17 protein-coding genes and 1 pseudogene are annotated in these 20,159 nt (G+C 71.2%); 4 read left to right on the top strand and 14 right to left on the bottom strand.

Annotated features, from left to right (window positions below):
• Positions 1-37: 37 nt before the first annotated feature.
• From VH969_RS17105 to eno, 10 genes are all read right to left on the bottom strand, one after another.
• Positions 38-1,051 carry an ABC transporter ATP-binding protein gene (locus VH969_RS17105; RefSeq protein WP_331975265.1) on the bottom strand — a complete coding sequence of 338 codons (1,014 nt, stop codon included), beginning with the start codon at positions 1,049-1,051 and terminating at the stop codon, positions 38-40.
• Positions 1,044-2,063, bottom strand: coding sequence for an ABC transporter ATP-binding protein (locus VH969_RS17100; RefSeq protein ID WP_331975263.1), 1,020 nt, complete (start codon positions 2,061-2,063; stop codon positions 1,044-1,046). Before VH969_RS17100 ends, VH969_RS17105 begins: the two co-directional genes overlap by 8 nt.
• A gap of 5 nt (positions 2,064-2,068) precedes the next feature.
• Positions 2,069-3,037, bottom strand: coding sequence for an ABC transporter permease (locus VH969_RS17095; protein WP_331975260.1), 969 nt, complete (start codon positions 3,035-3,037; stop codon positions 2,069-2,071).
• On the bottom strand, positions 3,030-3,956 hold the full coding sequence (locus VH969_RS17090) for an ABC transporter permease (RefSeq protein ID WP_331975258.1): 927 nt from the start codon (positions 3,954-3,956) through the stop codon (positions 3,030-3,032). Before VH969_RS17090 ends, VH969_RS17095 begins: the two co-directional genes overlap by 8 nt.
• A 167-nt stretch (positions 3,957-4,123) precedes the next feature.
• The gene (locus VH969_RS17085; RefSeq protein WP_331975256.1) at positions 4,124-5,767 is read right to left on the bottom strand and encodes a peptide ABC transporter substrate-binding protein; all 1,644 of its coding nucleotides are present in this window, start codon (positions 5,765-5,767) and stop codon (positions 4,124-4,126) included.
• A 190-nt stretch (positions 5,768-5,957) separates the two neighbouring features.
• The gene (locus VH969_RS17080) at positions 5,958-6,911 is read right to left on the bottom strand and encodes a Ppx/GppA phosphatase family protein (RefSeq protein WP_331975254.1); all 954 of its coding nucleotides are present in this window, start codon (positions 6,909-6,911) and stop codon (positions 5,958-5,960) included.
• 34 nt (positions 6,912-6,945) lie between these two features.
• Entirely contained in the window at positions 6,946-8,187 is a 1,242-nt protein-coding gene (locus tag VH969_RS17075; RefSeq protein WP_331975252.1) for a lytic transglycosylase domain-containing protein, read from the bottom strand.
• 202 nt (positions 8,188-8,389) lie between these two features.
• Positions 8,390-8,878, bottom strand: a complete 489-nt coding sequence (locus tag VH969_RS17070) for a DUF501 domain-containing protein (protein WP_331975250.1) — start codon at positions 8,876-8,878, stop codon at positions 8,390-8,392.
• Positions 8,875-9,276 carry an FtsB family cell division protein gene (locus VH969_RS17065; protein WP_331975248.1) on the bottom strand — a complete coding sequence of 134 codons (402 nt, stop codon included), beginning with the start codon at positions 9,274-9,276 and terminating at the stop codon, positions 8,875-8,877. Before VH969_RS17065 ends, VH969_RS17070 begins: the two co-directional genes overlap by 4 nt.
• 161 nt (positions 9,277-9,437) lie before the next feature.
• A complete protein-coding gene (gene eno / locus VH969_RS17060; protein ID WP_331975246.1) occupies positions 9,438-10,724 on the bottom strand; it encodes a phosphopyruvate hydratase in 1,287 nt (428 codons plus the stop codon).
• 134 nt (positions 10,725-10,858) lie between these two features.
• Between eno and VH969_RS17055 the strand changes: the two genes are divergently transcribed.
• Positions 10,859-11,245 carry a tetratricopeptide repeat protein gene (locus VH969_RS17055; protein WP_331975313.1) on the top strand — a complete coding sequence of 129 codons (387 nt, stop codon included), beginning with the start codon at positions 10,859-10,861 and terminating at the stop codon, positions 11,243-11,245.
• On the opposite strand, the gene VH969_RS17050 is transcribed toward VH969_RS17055, so the two are convergent.
• Positions 11,242-12,099: a lytic transglycosylase domain-containing protein gene (locus VH969_RS17050; protein ID WP_331975244.1), complete on the bottom strand. Its 858-nt coding sequence runs from the start codon at positions 12,097-12,099 to the stop codon at positions 11,242-11,244. The two genes, VH969_RS17055 and VH969_RS17050, sit on opposite strands and share 4 nt — an antisense overlap.
• 229 nt (positions 12,100-12,328) lie before the next feature.
• Here VH969_RS17050 and efeU point away from each other — a divergent pair, with 229 nt between their 5' ends.
• Genes efeU through efeB form a run of 3 tightly spaced genes read left to right on the top strand, consistent with a single transcriptional unit; the run spans position 12,329 to position 15,599 of the window.
• Positions 12,329-13,198 (top strand): iron uptake transporter permease EfeU, encoded by an 870-nt coding sequence (gene efeU, locus VH969_RS17045; RefSeq protein WP_331975242.1) that lies wholly within the window; start codon positions 12,329-12,331, stop codon positions 13,196-13,198.
• Positions 13,198-14,337: an iron uptake system protein EfeO gene (efeO, locus tag VH969_RS17040; protein WP_414638541.1), complete on the top strand. Its 1,140-nt coding sequence runs from the start codon at positions 13,198-13,200 to the stop codon at positions 14,335-14,337. The genes efeU and efeO overlap by 1 nt, the downstream gene beginning before the upstream one ends.
• Complete coding sequence (gene efeB, locus VH969_RS17035; RefSeq protein ID WP_331975240.1) at positions 14,334-15,599, top strand: iron uptake transporter deferrochelatase/peroxidase subunit; 1,266 nt, start codon at positions 14,334-14,336, stop codon at positions 15,597-15,599. Before efeO ends, efeB begins: the two co-directional genes overlap by 4 nt.
• Here efeB and VH969_RS17030 read toward each other — a convergent pair.
• The 3 genes and pseudogenes from VH969_RS17030 to VH969_RS17020 form a co-directional block, all read right to left on the bottom strand.
• A complete protein-coding gene (locus tag VH969_RS17030) occupies positions 15,583-16,416 on the bottom strand; it encodes a class I SAM-dependent methyltransferase (RefSeq protein ID WP_331975238.1) in 834 nt (277 codons plus the stop codon). The two genes, efeB and VH969_RS17030, sit on opposite strands and share 17 nt — an antisense overlap.
• Before the next feature lie 102 nt (positions 16,417-16,518).
• The gene (locus VH969_RS17025; RefSeq protein WP_331975236.1) at positions 16,519-19,734 is read right to left on the bottom strand and encodes a S41 family peptidase; all 3,216 of its coding nucleotides are present in this window, start codon (positions 19,732-19,734) and stop codon (positions 16,519-16,521) included.
• Positions 19,735-19,809: 75 nt separating this feature from the next.
• A pseudogene (locus VH969_RS17020) lies at positions 19,810-20,159 on the bottom strand (nucleoside triphosphate pyrophosphohydrolase); the annotation flags it as partial.

The raw sequence follows: 20,159 nt of genomic DNA, 5'->3' as shown, positions 1-20,159 counted from the left end.
CTCCTCCTCGCTATTGCTACCGCCCCGACTGCCCTTGTTAGGGCACGACTGATCTTTCCTCAGCGAAGTGGCACGCGCTGGGATGCCCCGCTCCGCGCGTCGCCAGCTCCGGTTCGGATTCGGCACAGATCTCCTGCGCCTTCCAGCACCTCGTGCGGAACCGGCACCCGGACGGTGGATCGACCGGGCTCGGCACGTCACCTTCCAGGCGGATGACCTGGCGCTGCCCGCGCACGGTGGGATCGGCCACCGGGACCGCGGAGAGCAACGCCTGGGTGTAGGGATGCGTGGGGTGGTCGTAGATCTCGTCCTCGGTGCCGATCTCGGCGATCTTGCCGAGGTACATGACCGCCACCCGGTCGGACAGGTGGCGCACCACGGAGAGATCGTGCGCGATGAACACATAGGACAGTCCGAAGTCGGACTGCAGTTCCGCCAGCAGGTTCATCACCTGCGCCTGGATCGACACGTCCAGCGCGGAGACCGGTTCGTCGCAGATGATCACGTCCGGGCGCAGCGCGAGCGCGCGGGCGATGCCGATGCGCTGGCGCTGCCCGCCGGAGAACTGGTGCGGGTACCTGTTGAGGTGCTCGGGATTGAGCCCGACCACGTCCAGCAGGTCGCGCACCTTCGCCGATCGTGAACCTTTTGGTGCCACTTCCGGGTGAATTTCGAACGGCTCGCCGACAATGTCGCCGACCGTCATCCGGGGATTCAGCGACGTGTACGGATCCTGCAGCACAATTTGGATGCTCCGCCGCAGCCTGCGCAGCTCGGCCCCGCGCATGGCGAACATGTCCCGGCCCTGGAACCGCGCGGAACCGCTGGTCGGCGGCTCGAGGCGCATCAGCACCTGGGCGAGTGTGGACTTTCCGCAGCCGGACTCGCCGACCACGCCCAGCGTCTCGCCGCGGTGCAGGTCGAACGACACGCCGTCGACCGCGCGGACGTGGCCGATCGTGTGCTTGAACAGGACGCCGACCCGCACGGGGAAGTGTTTGACCAGGTCACGGACTTGGAGGATCGGTTCGGTGGCCAGTGACTCAGACACTGCGCACCAGCTCCTCCGCGAAATGACACGCGCTAGTTCGCCCGAGACCGAGCCGGTGCCCCGTCGGCACGTCCGTGCGGCACAGATCCTGCGCCATCAGACACCTCGGATGGAAGGGGCAACCGGGAGGAATGTTGAGCAAACTGGGCGGTAATCCCTTGATCGTGTTCAGTTCTGCTCCTTTCAGGTCGAGCCGCGGGAGCGAATCCATCAACGCCGCCGTGTACGGATGGCCCGGCCGGCGGTAGAGCGACGGCGCGTCGGCGTGCTCCACGATCCGGCCGGCGTACATGACCGAGATGCGGTCCGCGACCTCGGCGACCACGCCCAGGTCGTGCGTGATGAGGATCAGCCCCATCCGCCGCTCGGCCTGGATCTCGGCGAGCAGGTCCATGATCTGGGCCTGCACGGTGACGTCGAGCGCGGTGGTCGGCTCGTCGGCGATCAGCACGTCCGGGTCGAGCGCGAGCGACATCGCGATCATCGCGCGCTGGCGCATGCCGCCGGAGAACTCGTGCGGGTACTGGCGCACCCGCCGCGTCGCGTGGGGGATGCGCACCAGGTCGAGCAGCTCCACCGCGCGGGCGCGCGCCTCCTTGCGGGTCATGCCGAGCCGCACCCGCAGCTGCTCCTCGATCTGGAAGCCCACGGTGAACACGGGGTTCAGCGCGGACAGCGCGTCCTGGAAGATCATCGCGATCCCCTGGGCGCGGACCTCGGTGCGCCGCTCCTCGCTCGCCGCGAGCAGGTTCTCGCCGCGGTAGCGGATCTCGCCGCCGGTCACCACGGCGGGCGGCACGTCCAGGATCCCCATGATCGCCTGGGCGGTGACGCTCTTGCCGGACCCGGACTCGCCGAGCACGGCCAGCGTCTCCCCCGCGTCGACGGTGTAGCTGACACCGTTGAGCACCCGCGCGACCCCGTCGCGGGTGCGGAACTCGACGAACAGCCCGTCGACCTCGAGCAGGGGCGGCTCCGACAGCAGTCCCGCCTCCCCGGAACTCATCGTCATCGATCTCACCTCAGTTTCGGGTCCAGTGCCTCGCGCACGGCGTCGCCGAGCATCACGAAGGCCAGCACGGTCACGGTCAGGAACCCCGCCGGGAACAGCAGCATGTGCGGCGCCACCCGGACGAAGTTGCGCGAGTCGGCGATCATCACCCCCCACGACACGGCCGGGTCGCGCAGGCCGATGCCGAGGAACGACAGGGTCGCCTCGGCCCCGATGAACGCGCCGAGCGCGATGGTCGCGTAGACGAGCACCGGGGCGAGGCAGTTCGGGAGCAGGTGGCGGAACACGATCCGGGCCGGCCGCGCGCCGAGTGCCCGGGCGGCCTTCACGTAGTCCTGCTGCTTCGCCGCGATCGCCGCCGACCGCATGATCCGCATGGCGACCGGCCACGACAGCACCGCGAGCGAGAGCACCACGACCCCGACGATCGGCACCGCGCCGCCGACCCCGGCGTTGCGGAACAGCGTGAGGATGACGATCGCGCCGAGCACGAACGGCAGCCCGAAGAAGATCTCGCCGACGCGGGACAGCAGCCCGTCGACCCACCCGCCGGCGAACCCGGCGAGGATGCCGAGCACGCTGCCGAGCAGCACGGTCAGCACCGCCGCGCCGACGCCGACGAGCAGCGACCAGCGGGTGCCGTAGATGACGCGGGCGTACACGTCGCGGCCCTGCAGGTCGTAGCCGAACCACGCGTCGGCCGACGGTGGTTCGCGGGTGTGGGCGAGGTCCTTGAGGTTGGGGTCAGCCGAGGTGAACCAGCCGGGGAACACCGCCACTACCACCAGCAGCAGGATCACCACGCCGGCGATGATGAACAGCGGGCGGCGGCGCAGGTCGCGCCACGCGTCCGAGGCGAGGCTGCGTGGCCTGCCGGTCTTGACGGCGTCCTCGATGTGCTCGGGGACGACCACATAGGACTGTGAGTCCTGGGTCGCGGTCGTGCCGGCCGCGGCCGTGGTGGGATCAGTCATAGCGGATCCTCGGGTCGAGTACGGCGTAGAGCAGGTCGATGATCAGGTTGACCACCAGGAACACGAGCACCAGCAGGACGACCACACCGGTGACGACGACGCCCTCCTTGGAGAGGATCCCGTCGTAGACGAGGCGGCCGATGCCGTTGATGCCGAAGATGCCCTCGGTGACGATCGCGCCGCCCATGAGCGTGCCGATGTCCGTGCCGAGGAACGTGATCACCGGGATCAGCGAGTTGCGCAGCAGGTGCACCCACGTGATCCGGCTCGGCGGCAGCCCTTTCGCGCGCGCGGTGCGGATGAAGTCGGACCGCTTGTTCTCCGCGATCGAGGTCCGCGTCAGCCGCGACACGTAGGCCATCGACAGGCTGCCGAGGACGAAGCCGGGAATGATCAGCTCCGACCAGGTCGCCTCGGACGACACCGTCGGCGTCATGATCTCCCACTGGAAGCCCAGCAGGATCTGGATGACGAAGCCGGTGACGAACGTCGGGAGCGCGATCAGGAACAGCGTGGAGACGAGCACGAGGTTGTCGAGGAACCCGCGCCCGCGCAGCCCGGTCACGATGCCGGCGACGAGCCCGATGACGGCCTCGATCGCGACGGCGACGAGCGCCAGCCGGACCGAGACGGGGTACCGCAGGGAGATCAGCTCGCCGACGTCGAGGCCGGAGAACGTCTCCCCGAAGTCGCCGGTGAGCAGGTTGCCCATGTACTTGAAGTATTGGACGAAGATGCTGTCGTCGAGGTTGTACTTGTCGGTCATCATCGCGATGAACGAGTCCGGGCATGGCCGCTCGCCGCACATGCCGGCGAACGGGTTGCCCGGGATCGACCACACGAGCAGGTAGATCAGGAACGTGGTGCCGATGAACACGGGGACGAGCTGGAGCAGGCGCCGTAGGACGTAGCGACTCACGACGACCCCTCGCAGGCTCGGTGCCGCCACTCGCGGCGACCCGGTGACATCGACCCGTTCGCAAGCTCACTCATGACATGCACTCCTCGGAGTCACAGGCGTCAGCCGGCCCGCGGGTCCACTCGCGGGCCGGCCTTCGCCGGGTTGCCAGCGTCGGTTGGTACCGGCTACTTGACCTCGACCGTCGACAGGTCGAGCTCGCGCTTCGGAGTCATCCGCACGTGGGTGAGCCGGTCGGACCAGGCGTAGATCGACGGGTTGTTCCACAGCGGCACGGACGGCATGTCCTCCGCGATCATCTCCTCGGCCTCGTGGTAGAGCGCGAAGGCCTCCTCCTCGGTCGGCGCGCTGTCGGCCGCCTCGAGCTTGGCGTCCACCTCGGGGTTGGAGTAGCCGTTGTCGTTCGAGGAGCCGCCGGTGCGGTAGATCGGGTTGAGGAAGTTCTCCACCAGCGCGTAGTCCGCGAGCCAGCCGGAGCGGTAGATCTGGGTCATCGTGTGCGCGTTGATCGCCTCACGAACCTCGCCGAACTCCTGCACCGGCACGAAGGTGCAGTCGACGCCGAGGGTGTTCTCGATCTGCCCGCACACCGCCTCGACCCATTCCTTGTGGCCGCCGTCGGCGTTGCTGGTGATCTCGATGCCACCCTGCCAGCCGGACTTGTCGAAGAGCTTCTTCGCCTCCTCCGGGTTGTACTCGCACCACTTCCCGCAGGCGCCCGGCTCCCAGCCCGGCAGCTTCGGCACGCCGTAGCCGGTGGCGGGCTTGCGGGTGCCCTCGTAGATCGCGTCGATGACCTCCTGCCGGTTGATGGCCATCGAGACCGCGTGCCGGAAGTCGACGCTCTGGTACTTCTTGTCGTACAAGGGGAACGAGATCGTCTGGTTGGCCAGCACGTCCGCGATGTCGGCGCGGCCGGGCAGGTCCTGCTGCCAGACGTTGCCGGCGATCGCCTGCGGCGGCAGCGTGTCCAGGAAGTCGAGCTGGTTGCCCTTGATGTCGACGTAGGCCGCGTCGGAGTCCATGAACCGGAACTTGACGTGGTTGATCTTGGGCTTGTCGGCACCCCGGTACCCGTCGAACCGCTGGATGCGCAGCTCCTGGTCGGGCACGCGGTCGACGTACTCGAAGCCGCCGTTGCCCACCGGGTGCTCGAGGTAGGACTCCTTGTCGGTGAAGAACACGTCGGGCATCGGCATGTAGGCCGTGTAGCCGGTCTTCGTCTTGAAGATCGCGTGCGGCTTGGTGAACGTGATGGTGAACGTGTAGTCGTCGATCACCTTCAGGCCGGACATGGTCTTCTTCGGCGGTGTCGGCGGCTTCTTCGGGCCGTCCTGGTCGGGGTCCTCGGTGAAGACGTCGTCGAAGCCCTGGATCTGCGCGAAGAAGCTGGCCTGCTGCTGGCCGTTGGGGCTGTAGGCGGTGTAGTTCCAGGCGTCGACGTAGTTCTTCGCGAGCACCGGGGTGCCGTCGTGGAACTTCCAGTCCTTCTTGAGCTTGACCGTGTACTCGTTGGGCTTGGTCAGCTCGAACGACTCCGCGTTGGCGAGCCGCGGTTCGCCGGTGCCCGGGTCGTAGTCCATGAGCCCGGTGAACAGGGCGTCGATGATCTTGCTGCCGCCGGACTCGTTGGTGTCGCCCGGTACGAGCGGGCGTTCCGGCTCGGTGCCGAACACCGTGATCTCGGTGTTCTCGTTCTTCTGCGGGTCTCCCGCACCGCCGCCGCTCTCGCCGTCCCCGCCGCCACAGCCGGCGACGACGAGCGCGATCGACAGTGGGATCACCGCCGCCGTCCAGCGCGGTGCACGCATCCGTCTCTCCTCCCGGGAATCAATAATGTGGGAGGACGTTAACGGCGAAATTGACTCGAAGCGCATTCGCGGCCGTCACGAAGAAGTGCCGATCGGGCACATTCACCGCATTTTCTCGAATGCATATCCGGTCGCACATTCGATGTGCCGGCGAATATGCGGCGCGAGTGCGCCCGTGTGCGCTTTGGCTTCAGAGAAGGGAAAGCACTATGCCGTCGAGAATGTCGTGCTCGCTCACGAGCAGTTCCGTGATGCCCGCGGCCGCGGCGAACCGCTCGGCGAGCACCTGCGTTATCAACGAGCCGCCACCGATCACGTCGACGCGGCCGGGATGAATGCAGCCGATCGCGGCGCGCTCGTCGTGCGTGGCGCCGAGCAGCTTCCGCGCGGTGCGTGCGAGCTCGTCGTCGGAGAGGCGGGAGAGGTGGGTCGCCGCCGAGTCGTACTCGTCGAGGCCCTGGAAGACGGCCGACAGCGTGGTGATCGTGCCGGCGACGCCGACCCAGGTGCGTGCCCTGTCGACCGGTACGGTCGCGAACGCCTGCCCGAGCACGCCGTCGGCGAGCTCGCGGGCGGCGGCGATCTCGGCCTCGGTCGGCGGGTCGGACTTCAGGCACCGCTCGGTGATCCGCACGCAGCCGACGTCGACCGACCGCGCGCCGATGACGTCGGCCCGCACCCCGTCCCACGTCCCGACGACGACCTCGGTGGACCCGCCGCCGATGTCGGTCACGACGAACGGCCCGTCGTCGGGCTCGAGATCGCCGACCGCGCCGGTGAAGCTGAGCCGCGCCTCCTCGTCGCCGGAGATCACCTCGGCCTCGACGCCGAGCACGTCGCGGGTCATGGCGAAGAACTCGTCGCGGTTGCTCGCGTCGCGGGTGGCGGAGGTGGCGACCATGCGCACGCGCTCGGCGCCCTTGCGCCGGCAGATCGTCGTGTAGTCGGCGAGGGCGTCCCGGGTGCGCTTGATGGCGTCGGGGTGGAGCCGGCCGGTGGCGTCGACCCCCTGGCCCAGGCGGACGACGCGCATCTCCCGGTGGACGTCGCGAAGGCTCGTGGTGCCGTCGTCGTGCCTCGTGACGTCGGCCACCAGCAGGCGGATGGAGTTCGTCCCGCAGTCGATCGCAGCTAGTCGCGCCATGGCCGTGAGCCTATTGCCGCGGCCGCGCGACGGGTCACGGCGAGGGCACCACCGACGAGCCTGCCGCGCCGGCCGGGGCCGAGCTGGTCGGCGTCACCGACGACGAGTCCTGCGAGGCCGACGAGGACGACGGCGGCGGTGTCGACGACGGCGGGCACGACGGGTTCGTCGAGGTCGTCGTCGGCGGCGGCGTGGTCGTCGTGGTGGTCGTCGACGTCGGCGTGCCGCACGACGGCGGGGTGCTGGTCGCGCTGGAGGAGCTCGAAGAGCTGGACGAGCTGGACGACGGCGGTACCGAGCTGCTCGAGGGCGGCTTGCTGGCCGACGACGTGGCCGTGCCGGGCTTCGGCTTGGGCTTGTGCGCACCGGCACCGGAACCGCCGGTGCCGTGCCCCGGCGCCAGCGGCGGCCGCAAGGCGGCCAGCTCGGCCGGGTTGACCGGGGTCGTCGGCAGCGGATGGGTCCCGTTCTTGTAGGCGTCCGCCCAGATCAGCACGGTCGTGACGTAGCTGTCGGAGTGGTTGTACCGGAAGACCGCGACCGCCTGGTCCTTCGGCTTCGACAGGTCCAGGCCGCCCGAACACAGGTACCGGCCGGCGGCCAGGCTCGCGTCGTAGATGTTGTGCGGGCTCGAGACGCCGTCGTGGTTGCCGTCCGCCGCGTAGCGCTGCCACGTCGACGGGATGAACTGCATGTTGCCGACCGCGCGGTCCCACCGCGGGTCGTCGTCCAGGTCGCCACCGTCGGTGTCGCGGATGGCCGCGAAGCCACCGCCGTTGAGGACCGGGCCGAGGATGTGGGGAACCGTGTTGCCCTTCGCGTCGACCTGGCCGCCGCGGGCGTGGTTCGACTCGATGCGGCCGATGCTGGCGAGCAGCGACCAGTGGATCCGGCAGGAGGGGATCTCGGTGGCGAGTATCTGCGCCGCGTTCTGGTACGCCTGGAACAGGGCGCCGGGAATCATCAGCGGACCGCTCGGCAGGTCGCCGGAGCTGAGCTGGCGCAGCTTGTCGATGTCGCCGGCGTTGTCGAGCACCTCGTTGCCGACACGGGAGTCCTGGTTGGCCTCGCCGTTCGCGCCGACCGAGTCGGGGTCGGTCAGGCCGTACAGGCCACCGCCGGCACTGCCGGCGACGACGGCACCGACAGTCGCCGGTTCGCCCGCGACCGCGGCCGCGACGAGCAGCGCCGTCCCGGTCGCCGTCGCGACGTTCCGGCGACGCCTTCTCGCCCGGCGCGCGTCCTTGCCGGTCGATCTGTTCTCCGCCGTGCTCACCGCTACCGATCCCCTTCGCCGACTCGAGCGACACCCGACCCTAGTACTCAATCGCTGTATGTCGCTCTCTGTTCGCCGCCTGCCACCATTTCACGAAGCATGCTGACAATAAAGACGTCAGCAACGAGTCAAGACGATCGTTCTACGCCTGACGGACGTATCCCACCGCCTGGGAGGTTGCCCTGGCGGGAACATCCCGTGTCTAGGCTTCGCAGCCGCCGCTGGGCCAGTTGTCCGCCAAACGGAGCAATGTCTCGTCCCCGAACGGGTTCACCCCCGGGCCGACCGCGAGTGCGTGGGCGACGTGGACGTGCAGGCATTTCACGCGCCCGGGCATGCCACCGGCGCTGACATCCGTGCCCAGCGGCTCGAGCGAGTCTCGTTCGGCGAGATAGGCGCGGTGCGCGGCGAGGTACGCGGCGGCGAGGTCCGGGTCGGTGCCGAGCCGCTCGGTCATCTCGCGCATCAGCCCGCTCGCCTCGAGCGTGCTGACGAGCGACGTCAGCCGCGGGCAGGTCAGGTAGTACAGCGTGGGGAACGGCGTGCCGTCCTCGAGCCGGGGACTGGTCTGCACGACGGCCGGGTGCCCGCTCGGACACCGCGCGGCGACCGCGCGGATCGCCCGCGGCGGGCGGCCGAGCTGCTCGGCCACGATCGCCCGGTCCTCGTCGGTGACAGGGGTCAGGTTCACTCGCCGGACACCGCGTTCCACAACGTCAGGTACCAGGACCGGTCGAGCGGCTGCTTCCGGTCGCTGCCGTCGCCGCCCTGTGCGGGCGCGTCGCCGGGCAGCTCGACCATGTACGGCGTCTCCCCGGGCATCACGTAGCGCAGCCGCCGCCGCGCCTCGGCCTCGACCTGCGCGGGGTCCTCCAGCTGTGCCCTGCGCTTCTCGAGCGCCTCGACCTGCGCGCGCAGGTCCGCCTGCCGCTGCTCCTGGATCTGCACCTCGTCGCGCTGCGAGAGGTAGGTCCGCAGCGGCACGGCGATGGACAGCGCGAGGGCGCACACGACGATCGCGAGCACGGCCGCGCGCCGGGTGGTCGAGAGGCCGACCGCCGCCGCGGCGCGGACGGTCCGGCTGGGCACCGTTTCGCGCTCCTGGTCGGCGGTGACCGGTCGGGCCGGACGGCGGTCGGCCGGACGGTCGCGCCGGGAGCTCTGCGGGCGGCGTCCGGTGCGGCGTGCACGGACGTCCCCAAGGGTGTCACCGCGCCGCCGCGACCGGTCGGACTCGCGCCCGGCCATCCTCAGGCGTCCGGGTTGAACCGGGGGAAGGCGAGGTCGCCGGCGTAGCGGGCGGCGTCGCCCAGGGTCTCCTCGATGCGCAGCAGCTGGTTGTACTTCGCCGTGCGCTCGCCGCGGGCCGGCGCGCCGGACTTGATCTGGCCGACGCCGGTGGCCACGGCGAGGTCGGCGATCGTCGTGTCCTCGGTCTCGCCGGACCGGTGGCTCATCATGCTGCGGTAGCCGTAGGACGTGGCCAGCGAGACCGCGTCGAGCGTCTCCGACAGGGTGCCGATCTGGTTGACCTTGACCAGCAGCGCGTTCGCGGCGCGGCGGGCTATGCCCTCCTCGAGCCGGTCCGGGTTGGTGACGAACAGGTCGTCGCCGACCAGCTGCACCTTCTCGCCGATCTCGTCGGTCAGCCGCACCCAGCCGTCCCAGTCGTCCTCGGCCAGCGGGTCCTCGATCGACACGAGCGGGTAGTGGTCGAGCAGCTCGGCGTAGTACGCGAGCATCTGCTCGGCGCTGCGCTTGCTGCCCTCGAACGCGTAGGCGCCGTCGGTGTAGAACTCGGTCGCGGCGACATCCAGGGCGAGCGCGATCTGCGAGCCGAGCGCGAAGCCGGCCTTCTCGACCGCGGTGGCGATCAGGTCGAGCGCGTCGCGGTTGCTCGCCAGGCTCGGCGCGAAGCCGCCCTCGTCGCCCAGCCCCGTGGCCAGGCCGCGGCCCTTCAGCACGGACTTGAGCGAGTGGTAGACCTCGACGCCCCAGCGCAGCGCCTCGCGGTAGGACTCCGCGCCGATCGGCGCGATCATGAACTCCTGGATGTCGACGTCGGTGTCGGCGTGCGCGCCGCCGTTGAGGATGTTGAGCATCGGCACCGGCAGCACGTGCGCGTTCGGCCCGCCGACGTAGCGGAACAGCTCCAGCCCGCTCGACTCGGCCGCCGCCTTGGCCACCGCGAGCGAGACCCCGAGGACGGCGTTCGCGCCGAGCCGGGACTTGTCCGGGGTGCCGTCGAGGTCGACGAGCTTCTGGTCCACGATGCGCTGGTCGACGGCGTCGGTGCCGGTGAGCTCCGGGCCGATCTCGTCGATCACGGCGTTGACGGCCTTCTCCACGCCCTTGCCGTTGTAGCGGTTCACGTCCTTGTCGCGGAGCTCGACCGCCTCGTGCTCGCCCGTCGACGCGCCGGACGGCACCGCCGCGCGGGCGAGCGTGCCGTCGTCCAGGGCGACCTCCACCTCGACGGTGGGGTTACCGCGCGAGTCCAGGATTTCGCGCGCGCCAACCTGATCGATAACCGCCACGTGCATGCTCCTCAACCGGCGACGGGTACAAACGAGCAGCTTCGAGCGTAGCGGGGCGGTTTCGTCACCCGGTGGAGGCTCGCGGTGTGATGCTTTCTGGAACAGGCCGGGTCCGGGTAGCGTTGTCGGTGACCATGACTGAGGACGGCCAGGGCACGTTCGAGGCGTTCCGCCGCGCGGAGTCGTTGGTGGCGCAACGCCGGCCTCTTGATGCCCTCGCGGCGCTCGCGCCCGTGCTGGAGGCAGAGCCGGACTCGTCGTCCGTGCACCTGCTCGCCGGCCGCGCCTACCTCGGCTCCGCCCAGCTGCGCCGCGCCGAGCAGGCGTTCCAGCGGGTGCTCGAGCTGGACCCCACCGACCACTACGCGCGCTTCGCGCTGGGCAAGGCGTTGCAGCGGCAGAGCAGGCTGACCGAGGCGCAGACGCAGCTGCGGCTCGCGGTCGCCATGCACCCGGCGCCGGAGTACCAGGAGGCGCTCGGCGAGGTCAGCGCCCGCATCGCCGTCGAGGAGAGCCGTTAGAGCTTCGCCGCGGCCTTCGCGTAGGCGTCGGCGCCGCTGAAGACCTTCTGGCCGTAGCTGACCGAGCTGTTGTACGACATGATCGCCTGCCACCAGCCGGCCGCGGTGGACAGGTCCCGGCCGCGCGAGCACAGGTAGTGGGCCGCGGTCAGGGCGGCGTCGTCGATGTTCTGCGGGTCCGGGGCCTTTCCGTCACGGCTCGCCCGCATGCCCCACCGCCGCCACGTCTCCGGCAGGAACTGCATCGCGCCGACCGCACGGTCCCACTTCGGGTCGCCGTCGAGCTTGCCGCCGTCGGTGTCCTTGATCGCCCGCACGCCCGGCGAACCGTCCAGCGGAACACCGAGGATCGGCGGCGTCGACCGGCCGTCCTCGCCCACGTCCGAGCCGTTGAACTCGCCGTGGTGGGACTCGACCCGGCCGACACCGGCGAGCGTCGCCCAGCTCAGCCCGCACGCGGGCCGGTTCGCCCGGACCGCTAGCTCCGCCTCGGCGTAGGCGACCAGGCTCCGCGACGGCACCTGGGTCTCGTCCGCGAGCGTGTCCGCCCAGTCCCGCACCGCGGCGGTCGTGGGCCGGGTCGCGGACCGGGACGTGCCGGGCGCGATCGCCGCCTCGCTCGGCACCGCGCTGCCCGGCCGGACGGCGAGCTCCGGCACGACGAACTCGGGCGCCGCGTCCGGCTGCTCCTCCTCGGCCGGCCGGTTCATCCCGACGCCGACCGCGATCGAACCGGCGACGATGGCCGCGACCAGCAGGATCGGGCCGGCCAGCCGGCGCCACCCGCGGCCGCCGGGCGGGCTCGGCGGGGACTCGGACAGTGTGGTCGGTGAGTGTGTCGGAGGTACGGCCACACGACCCAGGCTACGGATCGCCACACCGGCTCGCGGCGGGGTCGGGTGGAAACCGCCCGGACGGCCGGTCCGGCGGGCCGGTGTTCACTCTGGGTGAACCGGACAGATCTCCCTACGATCGGATGGATTTTCTCGCAGATCGATCGAGTCGAACACCCCGGCTGGACTTTGCAGGTGAGGCTTACCTAATCTCTAGCAAGGTTAGCCATACCAACATGCGGAGGCCGTCGTGCTGTTCAGCAGCGCGCTGATCGGACTCAGGGAGGGCCTCGAGGCCGCCCTGGTCGTCAGCATCCTCGTCGCGTTCCTGGTCAAGACCGGCAGGCGGGACTACCTGAAATGGGTCTGGCTGGGGGTGGGCGCGGCGCTCGCGCTCTGCGTCGCGATCGGCACGATCATCGCGTACACGATCGGCGAGATGCGGTTCGAGCACCAGGAGATCGCGGGCGGCTCGCTGTCGATCATCGCCGTCGCGTTCGTGACCTGGATGATCTTCTGGATGCGAGCCACCGCCCGCTCGATCGCCGGCGAGCTGCGCGGCAAGCTGTCGCACGCGGTCGAGCTCGGCGCGGTGGCGGTGGTCGTCATGGCGCTGCTCGCGGTCGGCCGTGAGGGCCTGGAGACGATGGCGTTCTTCTACGCCAACGTCCGCACCGCCGAGTCGGGTGTCACCGAGCCGCTGATCGGGTTCATCGTCGGCATCGTCGTGGCGATCGTCCTCGGCTGGCTGATCTACCGCGGTGCCCTCAGGTTCAACCTCGGCAGGTTCTTCAAGGTCACCGGCGTGCTGCTGGTGTTCGTGGCGGCGGGCATCCTCGCCTACGGGCTGCACGACCTGCAGGAGGCAGGTGTCCTGCCCGGACTGAACACGCTGGCCTTCGACCTGTCCGGGCCCATGCCGGAGGACTCGTGGTACGGCGCGCTGGCGAAGGGCCTGCTCAACTACTCGGCGCAGACGACGGTCCTGCAGGCGGTCGTCTGGGTCGCCTACGTGGCCGTCGTGCTGACGCTCTTCCTCATGCCGCGCAGGGAGTCCGCGGCGCCACCCCGGCCGGCGCCCGTGCCGGCCGGCCCCGTTTCCCCCAAGGAGAACTCGTGATCTCGACACCCGCCCGGGTCGCCGTCGCCGGGATCGGCCTCGCGACCGTCGCCGTGCTGGCCGCCTGCGGCACGAAGACGCCGCAGGAGCAGGACAAGGGCGGCGCGATCGCCGTCGAGGCCAGCGACGACGCGTGCAAGGTCGCGCGCACCCAGGCCGACGCCGGGACGATCACCTTCGAGGTGACCAACAAGGGCGACCGCGTGACCGAGTTCTACCTCTACGCCGAGGGCGACCGGATCATGGGCGAGGTCGAGAACGTCACGCCCGGCCTGACACGGCGGCTGATCGTCGAGGTCCACGAGGCCGGCGAGTACCAGACCGCGTGCAAGCCGGGCATGCAGGGCGAGGGCATCCGGGACGCGTTCAAGGTCACCGGCCAGGCCGACAAGCAGGTCGGCACCGACACGAAGCTGGCCGACGCGACCAAGAGCTACCAGCGGTGGGTGAACTCGCAGACCGGCGCGCTGGAGACCAAGACCGCGGAGTTCGTCAACGCGGTCAAGAGCAAGAAGGTCGACCAGGCCAAGGCGCTCTACCCCGTGGCTCGCGTCTACTGGGAGCGCATCGAGCCCGTGGCGGAGAGCTTCGGCGACATCGACCCGAAGATCGACAGCCGGGAGGACGGCGTCGCGCCGGGCGAGAAGTTCACCGGCTTCCACCGGCTGGAGAAGGACCTGTGGGTCACCGGCCTGCGGCCCGACTCCGCCGCGATCGCGGACCAGCTGCTCGCCGACGTCAAGGACCTGGTGAGCCGGGCGGAGACCCTCGAGCTGACCCCGCTGCAGCTCGCCAACGGCGCGAAGGAGCTGCTGGACGAGGTCGCCACCGGCAAGATCACCGGCGAGGAGGACCGCTACTCGCACACCGACCTGTGGGACTTCCGCTCCAATGTGGACGGTTCGCAGGCGGCCGTGGCGGCCCTGCGCCCGGTGATCCAGGAGCGCGACGCGTCGCTGCTGACCACGTTGGACGAGCGGTTCGCGGCGGTCGACAAGGTGCTGGCGAAACACCAGGCCGGGGACGGCTACAAGCTCTACACCCAGCTGACCAAGGCCGACATCAGGGAGATGTCCGAGGCGGTCGACGCGCTCGGCGAGCCGGTCAGCCAGGTGTCCGAGGTGGTGGCGGGCCAGTGACCGAACGGCTGTCCCGGCGCCGGCTGTTCGGGGTCGCCGGCGCGGGGGCCGCTGCGCTCGGCGTCGGCGCGGCGGCCGGGGTCGTGGGCGAGCGGACGTTGTCCCCCGAGCCGGTCGCGAACGCGGAGACCGCCGCGGCGGTGCCGTTCCACGGCGCCCACCAGGCGGGCATCGTGACACCCGCGCAGGACCGGATGCACTTCGTCGCACTGGACGTCACGACGTCCTCGCGCGAGGAGCTGCAGGACCTGCTGCGCGAGTGGACGGTGGCGGCGGAGCGGATGACCCGCGGGCTCGAGGCGTTCGAGCACGGCGCGGTCGGCGGCGTGCCGGAGGCGGCGCCGAAGGACACCGGGGAGGCGCTCGACCTCCCGGCGTCCGCGCTGACGCTGACGATCGGGTTCGGCCTGTCCCTGTTCGACGACCGGTTCGGGCTGGCGGACAAGCGGCCGGCCGCGCTGAAGGAGCTGCCGCACTTCGCCGGCGACGACCTCGACCCGGCCCGGTCGGGCGGCGACATCTGCCTGCAGGCGTGCGCGAACGACCCGCAGGTGGCCGTGCACGCGATCCGCAACCTCGTGCGCATCGGGTTCGGCAAGGTCGTGGTGCGCTGGTCGCAGCTGGGCTTCGGGCGCACGTCGTCGACGTCGACCTCGCAGGCCACGCCCCGCAACCTGTTCGGGTTCAAGGACGGCACGCGCAACCTGAAGGCCGAGGAGGCCGCCGAGCTCGAGAAGCACGTGTGGGTGCAGGACGGCGAGGACCAGGCCTGGCTCGCCGGCGGCACCTACCTCGTCGCGCGGCGGATCCGGATGCACATCGAGATCTGGGACCGCACGACGCTGCTCGAGCAGGAGCAGATCATCGGGCGGGACAAGGGCGAGGGCGCGCCACTGGGCCAGGTCAAGGAGTTCGACAAGCCGGACTTCGACGTCGCCGGCGAGGGCGGGCTGCCGCAGATCCCGGCGACCGCGCACATCCGGCTCGCGTCGAAGGAGGCGCTCGGCGGGGTGCGGATCCTGCGCCGCGGCTACAACTTCATCGACGGCTCGGACGGGCTCGGCCACCTCGACGCCGGCCTGTTCTTCGTCGCCTTCATGCGCGACGCGCACAAGCAGTTCGTCCCCATGCAGCGCGCGCTGTCCACACAGGACGAGATGATGGAGTACGTCGAGCACACCGGTTCGGGGCTCTACGCGGTCCCGCCGGGTGTCGGCAGCGGCGGCTACTGGGGCTCGGGGCTGTTCACCGGATCGCCCTGACCGCGTAGAACAGCGGGATCCGCGGCGCGTCCGGGGGCAGGGCGAACCAGCCGTCGGCGCCCGGGCGCATGCTCGGCCAGCGCGGCCACGGCAGCCGCCCGTCCTCGCGGAGGCGGTCGATGCGCAGGCCGGCGCCGGTCAGCGCGGTGACGACCTCGCCGATGCCGTGGCGCCACTCGTAGGACACGGTCGCCCGCGTCAGCGGCGGGCCGTCGGTGTAGGTGCGGGTGGCGTCGCGCTCCTCGGGCCCGCGGCCGGCGAGGTAGTCGGCTCGCAGCGTGAGGTCCTCGTGCTCGCCGATGGGGACGACGCCGAGGGCGTAGAGCAGCGGGTGGAACTCGACGACGTAGAGCGCGCCGCCGGGCTCGAGCAGCTCCTTGACGACGGCGGCCCAGCGGTCGAGGTCCGGCAGGTAGCAGAGGGATCCCTTGCCGGTGTAGACGATGTCGAACCGCTTGCCGAGTGCCCGCGCCGCGTCGTGGACGTCGGCCTGGACGTAGTCGATCGCGACGCCGCGCAGCTCGGCGAGGCGGCGGGCGTGCTCGATCGACTCACCGGAGAAGTCGAGCCCGGTGACGTTCGCGCCCCTGGCCGCGAAGGCGACGGTCTCCGTGCCGAGGTGGCACTGCAGGTGCAGCAGGTCCTTGCCGCGCAGGTCGCCGAGGTCGGCCCACTCGTAGTCGGCGAACCAGCTCTCCGCGGCCCGGCTGCCGTCGAGCCCGTAGAACGCGCTGGCCACGTGGATGGGCGCGCGGGCGTCCCAGTTGGCCCGATTGGCGGCGATCATGCGCTCGGTCTCGGCGTCGAAGGTCGTCACGGCTCCCAATGGAGCCAGACGGGGTAGTTCTTGTCCACCCGGCAACCGTCGCTGGGCGAACACTGCCCGACCGCACCGCCCAGCTTCACCGCCGCTGAGGTCCTACGGCAGCGGCGGGAGCTCGGGCGGGGTCGCGGCCGGGCGCTCGGCCAGGGCCTCGATCGCGAGGCGGATCGCGGTGTCCAGTTGCGGGTCGTTGCCGGCGGCGTAGTCCTGCGGGGTCATGACGACCTCGACGTCCGGGTCGACGCCGTGGTTCTCCATGCCCCAGTCCGAACCGCGCATCCACGTCGCGTACCGCGGCTGCGTGACGAGCGTGCCGTCGACCAGGTGGTAGCGCATGTCGATGCCGATCACGCCGCCCCACGTGCGCACGCCGACGACCGGGCCGATGCCGAGCGTCTTGATCGCCGCGTTCACGATGTCGCCGTCCGAGCCGGAGAACTCGTTCGCCACCGCCACGACCGGCCCGCGTGGCGCGTCGTTCGGGTAGCTCTCCGCGCGGTGGCCGTTGCGGCTCACCTGCCAGCCGATGATCGTGCGCCCGATCTTCTCCACCACCAGCTGCGACAGGTGCCCGCCGCGGTTCTCCCGGACGTCGACGACCAGCCCCTCGCGCTGCACCTCCAGGCGCAGGTCACGGTGCAGCTGGGCCCAGCCGTTGGCCACCATGTCCGGCACGTGCAGGTAGCCGAGCCGCCCGCCGCTCGCCTCGTGCACGTACGCGCGCCGCCCGGCCACCCAGTCGTGGTAGCGCAGCAGCATGTCGTCCAGCAGCGGCACCACGACGACGCTGCGGGCCGCCCCGCCGCCCGCCGGGCCGATGCGCAGCTCGACCGGCTTGTCCGCGGTGCCGGCGAGCAGCGGCCCGGGCCCGGACTCCGCCGGCACCGGCCGGCCGTCGACCGCGAGGATCGCGTCGCCGGCCCGGACCGCGACGCCCGGCGCGCGCAGCGGCGAGCGCGCCCGCGGGTCGGACGACTCGCCCGGCAGGATCCGCGTCACCCGCCAGACGCCGTCGCCGTCGGGCGCGAGGTCGGCGCCGAGCAGGCCGATCCGCCGCGCAGACTCGTAGTCGCCGCCGGGCGGGGACACGTACGCGTGCGAGGTGCCGAGCTCGCCCTGCACCTCCCACAGCAGGTCGACCAGCTCGTCGTGCGAGCCGACCGTGTCGACCAGCGGCCGGTACTTCTCGCGCACGCCGGCCCAGTCGACGCCGCCCATGTCCGCGCGCCAGAAGTGGTCGCGCATCAGCCGCCACGCCTCGTCGAACGACTGGCGCCACTCCGCGCCCGGGTCGACCTGCACGCGCACGCGGGAGAGGTCGACCTTCACGTCGTCGGCGGAGTCCGAGTCGCCGTCGGACTTGCGGTCCGCCAGCAGCACCCGCAGGGTGCCGCCGTCCCGCAGCACGAGCCGCTCGCCGTCGCCGGTGGCCCACACGTCGTCGACGCCGTCGACGAGGACCTCGAGCTTGCGCTTGACGAGGTCGTACCGCTCGAGCGACGGGCGGTGCTCGTCCTCGTCGACGAGGTCACCGTCCTCGCCGAGCACGCCGGACAGCGGGTCGTGCAGCCAGACCAGGCCGCCCTTGACCGCGCGCAGGGCCGAGTACCGCGCGGCCGGCACCGGAACGGGGACCACCCGGTCGGCCAGGCCCTCGATGTCGAGGGCCGTGCGGGGCGGGCCGTCGTCGTCGTGCTCGTGGTCGTGCTTGTCCTTCTCGTCGTCCTCGACCGGCCGCCCGCGCAGCTGCGGGGAGAACGGCGAGGGCGTGGTCGCGGCCAGCGGCACCAGGTGCGGGCGCGAGCCGTTGGTGAACGACATGTCGAACACGTGCACGTCGTAGACCGGGTCGAAGCTGCGCTGCGACAGGAAAGCCAGGTGCTTGCCGTCCACTGTGAACACCGGGGCGTAGTCGACGAAGCGGATCGGCGTGACGTCCACTACGGACAGGTCGGTCGTGCTCGCCATCCGGATGTGCCGCAACGGGACCGGGCCCGGGTGCGACCAGGCGAGCCAGCCGGAGTCGGGTGAGAACGCGAGGTCGGCCGGGTCGCCGTTGTCGTCGGTGCCGGCGACCTCGCGCAGCTCGCCGGTGTCCGCGTCGACGAGCAGCACCCGGCCGTCGTGGGTGACGACGGCGATGCGCCGGCCGTCGGGCGCGGCGGCGACCTCGAGGACGCGGCCGAGCCGCCCGGTGCCGATCCGGCGTGGCGTGGACCCGGCGGCGAGCCCGTCGACCGGCGCGATCTCCAGCGCGTCCTCGCCGTCGGCATCGGTGACCCACACGACCTGGTCGCCGAGCGTGCGCGGCTGCCGGGCGCGCACGCCGGGCTCGGCGGCCAGCGCGCGGACCGGGCCGTCGCGGTGGGTCAGCCAGTGAACGGTGCCGCGGATCTCGACCGCGCTGCCCCGCCCGGTGTGGTCCGGCCCCACGTCGGACAGCTCGTCGCGGGCGCGTACCGGGTAGGGCGCGCGGGCCGCACGCGGCCCGCGCAGCCGGATGTCGAGCTCGCGCGGCTCTGCCGTCGCGTCCAGGTCGTCGACCAGCCACAGCCGGCCGGCCCGGTGGAAGATCACCCGGGTGCCGTCGGTGGTGGCGTTGCGGGCGTAGAACCCACCGGGCGCGCCGACCGCGTGGCGGCGCAGGTCCGAGCCATCGGGCAGGCACGAGTAGAGGTCGCCGACGCCCTCGTGGTCGGACAGGAACGCGAGCCGGCCGCCGACCCACATCGGGGACGAGAGGTTGCCGGGCAGGTCCGCCTGGAAGCGTTCGAACTCGCCGTCGCCGTTCGCGTCGAGCCAGAGCTTGCCGGCCGTGCCACCGCGGTATCGCTTCCACCACGCGGGCTCCCGGGACGTCGCGCCCAGCAGCAGCGCCGCGCCGTCCGGGCCGTACGCGAGCCCGCCGACGGGTCCGAACGGAAGCCTGGTGGCCCGGCCGTCGCCGGCCGCGATCTCGTAGGCCCAGGTCTGCCGGATCGAGTGCTGGCCGACCGTACTGCTGGCGACGACCGCGCTGGCGTCCCGCGACCAGCCGAGGACGTCGGTGTTGACGTCGCCCCAGTAGGTGAGCCGCCGGCTGGGACCGCCCTCGGCCGGCGCGAGGTGCACCTCCGGCTCCACGTCGCGCCAGCTGGTCCAGGCGAGCCACGCCCCGTCGGGCGAGAAGCGCGGCGAGCTGACGGCGGCCTGGTCGGCGGAGACCCGCCAGGCCCGGCCCCCGTCCAGCGGAGCCAGCCACACATCGTCCTCGGCGACGAAGGTCACCAGGTCGTCATGGAGGTGGGGGTAGCGCAAGTAGGAGTCGGTCACGCAGCCACGTTAGCCGCGCCCGCCGACGTTCCGTGTCTCGATTTCGCCCGCGTCGGCGCACGACCGGAGGAAGGTCTAGTGCGATGTCTCGTGGGCCTGCGGCAGCCTCGCCGGCCAGAAGCGGCGCCAGGTCTGCGCGTCCATCGCCGTCGGGTCGATGCCCTCGGCTCTGGCCGCCCGCTCGGCCGTTCGCACGTCCTCGGCGAACTTCCTCGCCACCGCGCGAAGTTCGCCCTCGGGCTCGGCGCCGGCGAGCTTCGCCAGGGCTGCCACGTCGAACAGCCTCGAACCCGTGTCCGACGCCTTCGGGAGGAGATCACCCGGGAGGCCCGCGCGCGCCGTGCGCTGGGCCAGCTTCGCCGCCAGGGCCAGGGCCGGCTGGCCCATCGCCACGCCGTCCACACTGGACTCCCGGCGCTTCTCCT

The sequence above is a fragment of the Actinophytocola sp. genome, assembly GCF_036555685.1.
In the GTDB taxonomy this organism is placed as follows: domain Bacteria; phylum Actinomycetota; class Actinomycetes; order Mycobacteriales; family Pseudonocardiaceae; genus Actinophytocola.
Note: the sequence above shows the minus strand (reverse complement) of the source record. Positions and strands in the feature narration are given on the sequence as shown.

Excerpts from the sequence above, each read along its gene's own strand:
- VH969_RS17055 (WP_331975313.1), top strand. The coding sequence starts at position 10,859 with ATGACTGAGGACGGCCAGGGCACGTTCGAGGCGTTCCGCCGCGCGGAG.
- VH969_RS17085 (WP_331975256.1), bottom strand. The coding sequence starts at position 5,767 with ATGCGTGCACCGCGCTGGACGGCGGCGGTGATCCCACTGTCGATCGCG.
- VH969_RS17095 (WP_331975260.1), bottom strand. The coding sequence starts at position 3,037 with ATGACTGATCCCACCACGGCCGCGGCCGGCACGACCGCGACCCAGGAC.
- VH969_RS17100 (WP_331975263.1), bottom strand. The coding sequence starts at position 2,063 with ATGACGATGAGTTCCGGGGAGGCGGGACTGCTGTCGGAGCCGCCCCTG.
- VH969_RS17080 (WP_331975254.1), bottom strand. The coding sequence starts at position 6,911 with ATGGCGCGACTAGCTGCGATCGACTGCGGGACGAACTCCATCCGCCTG.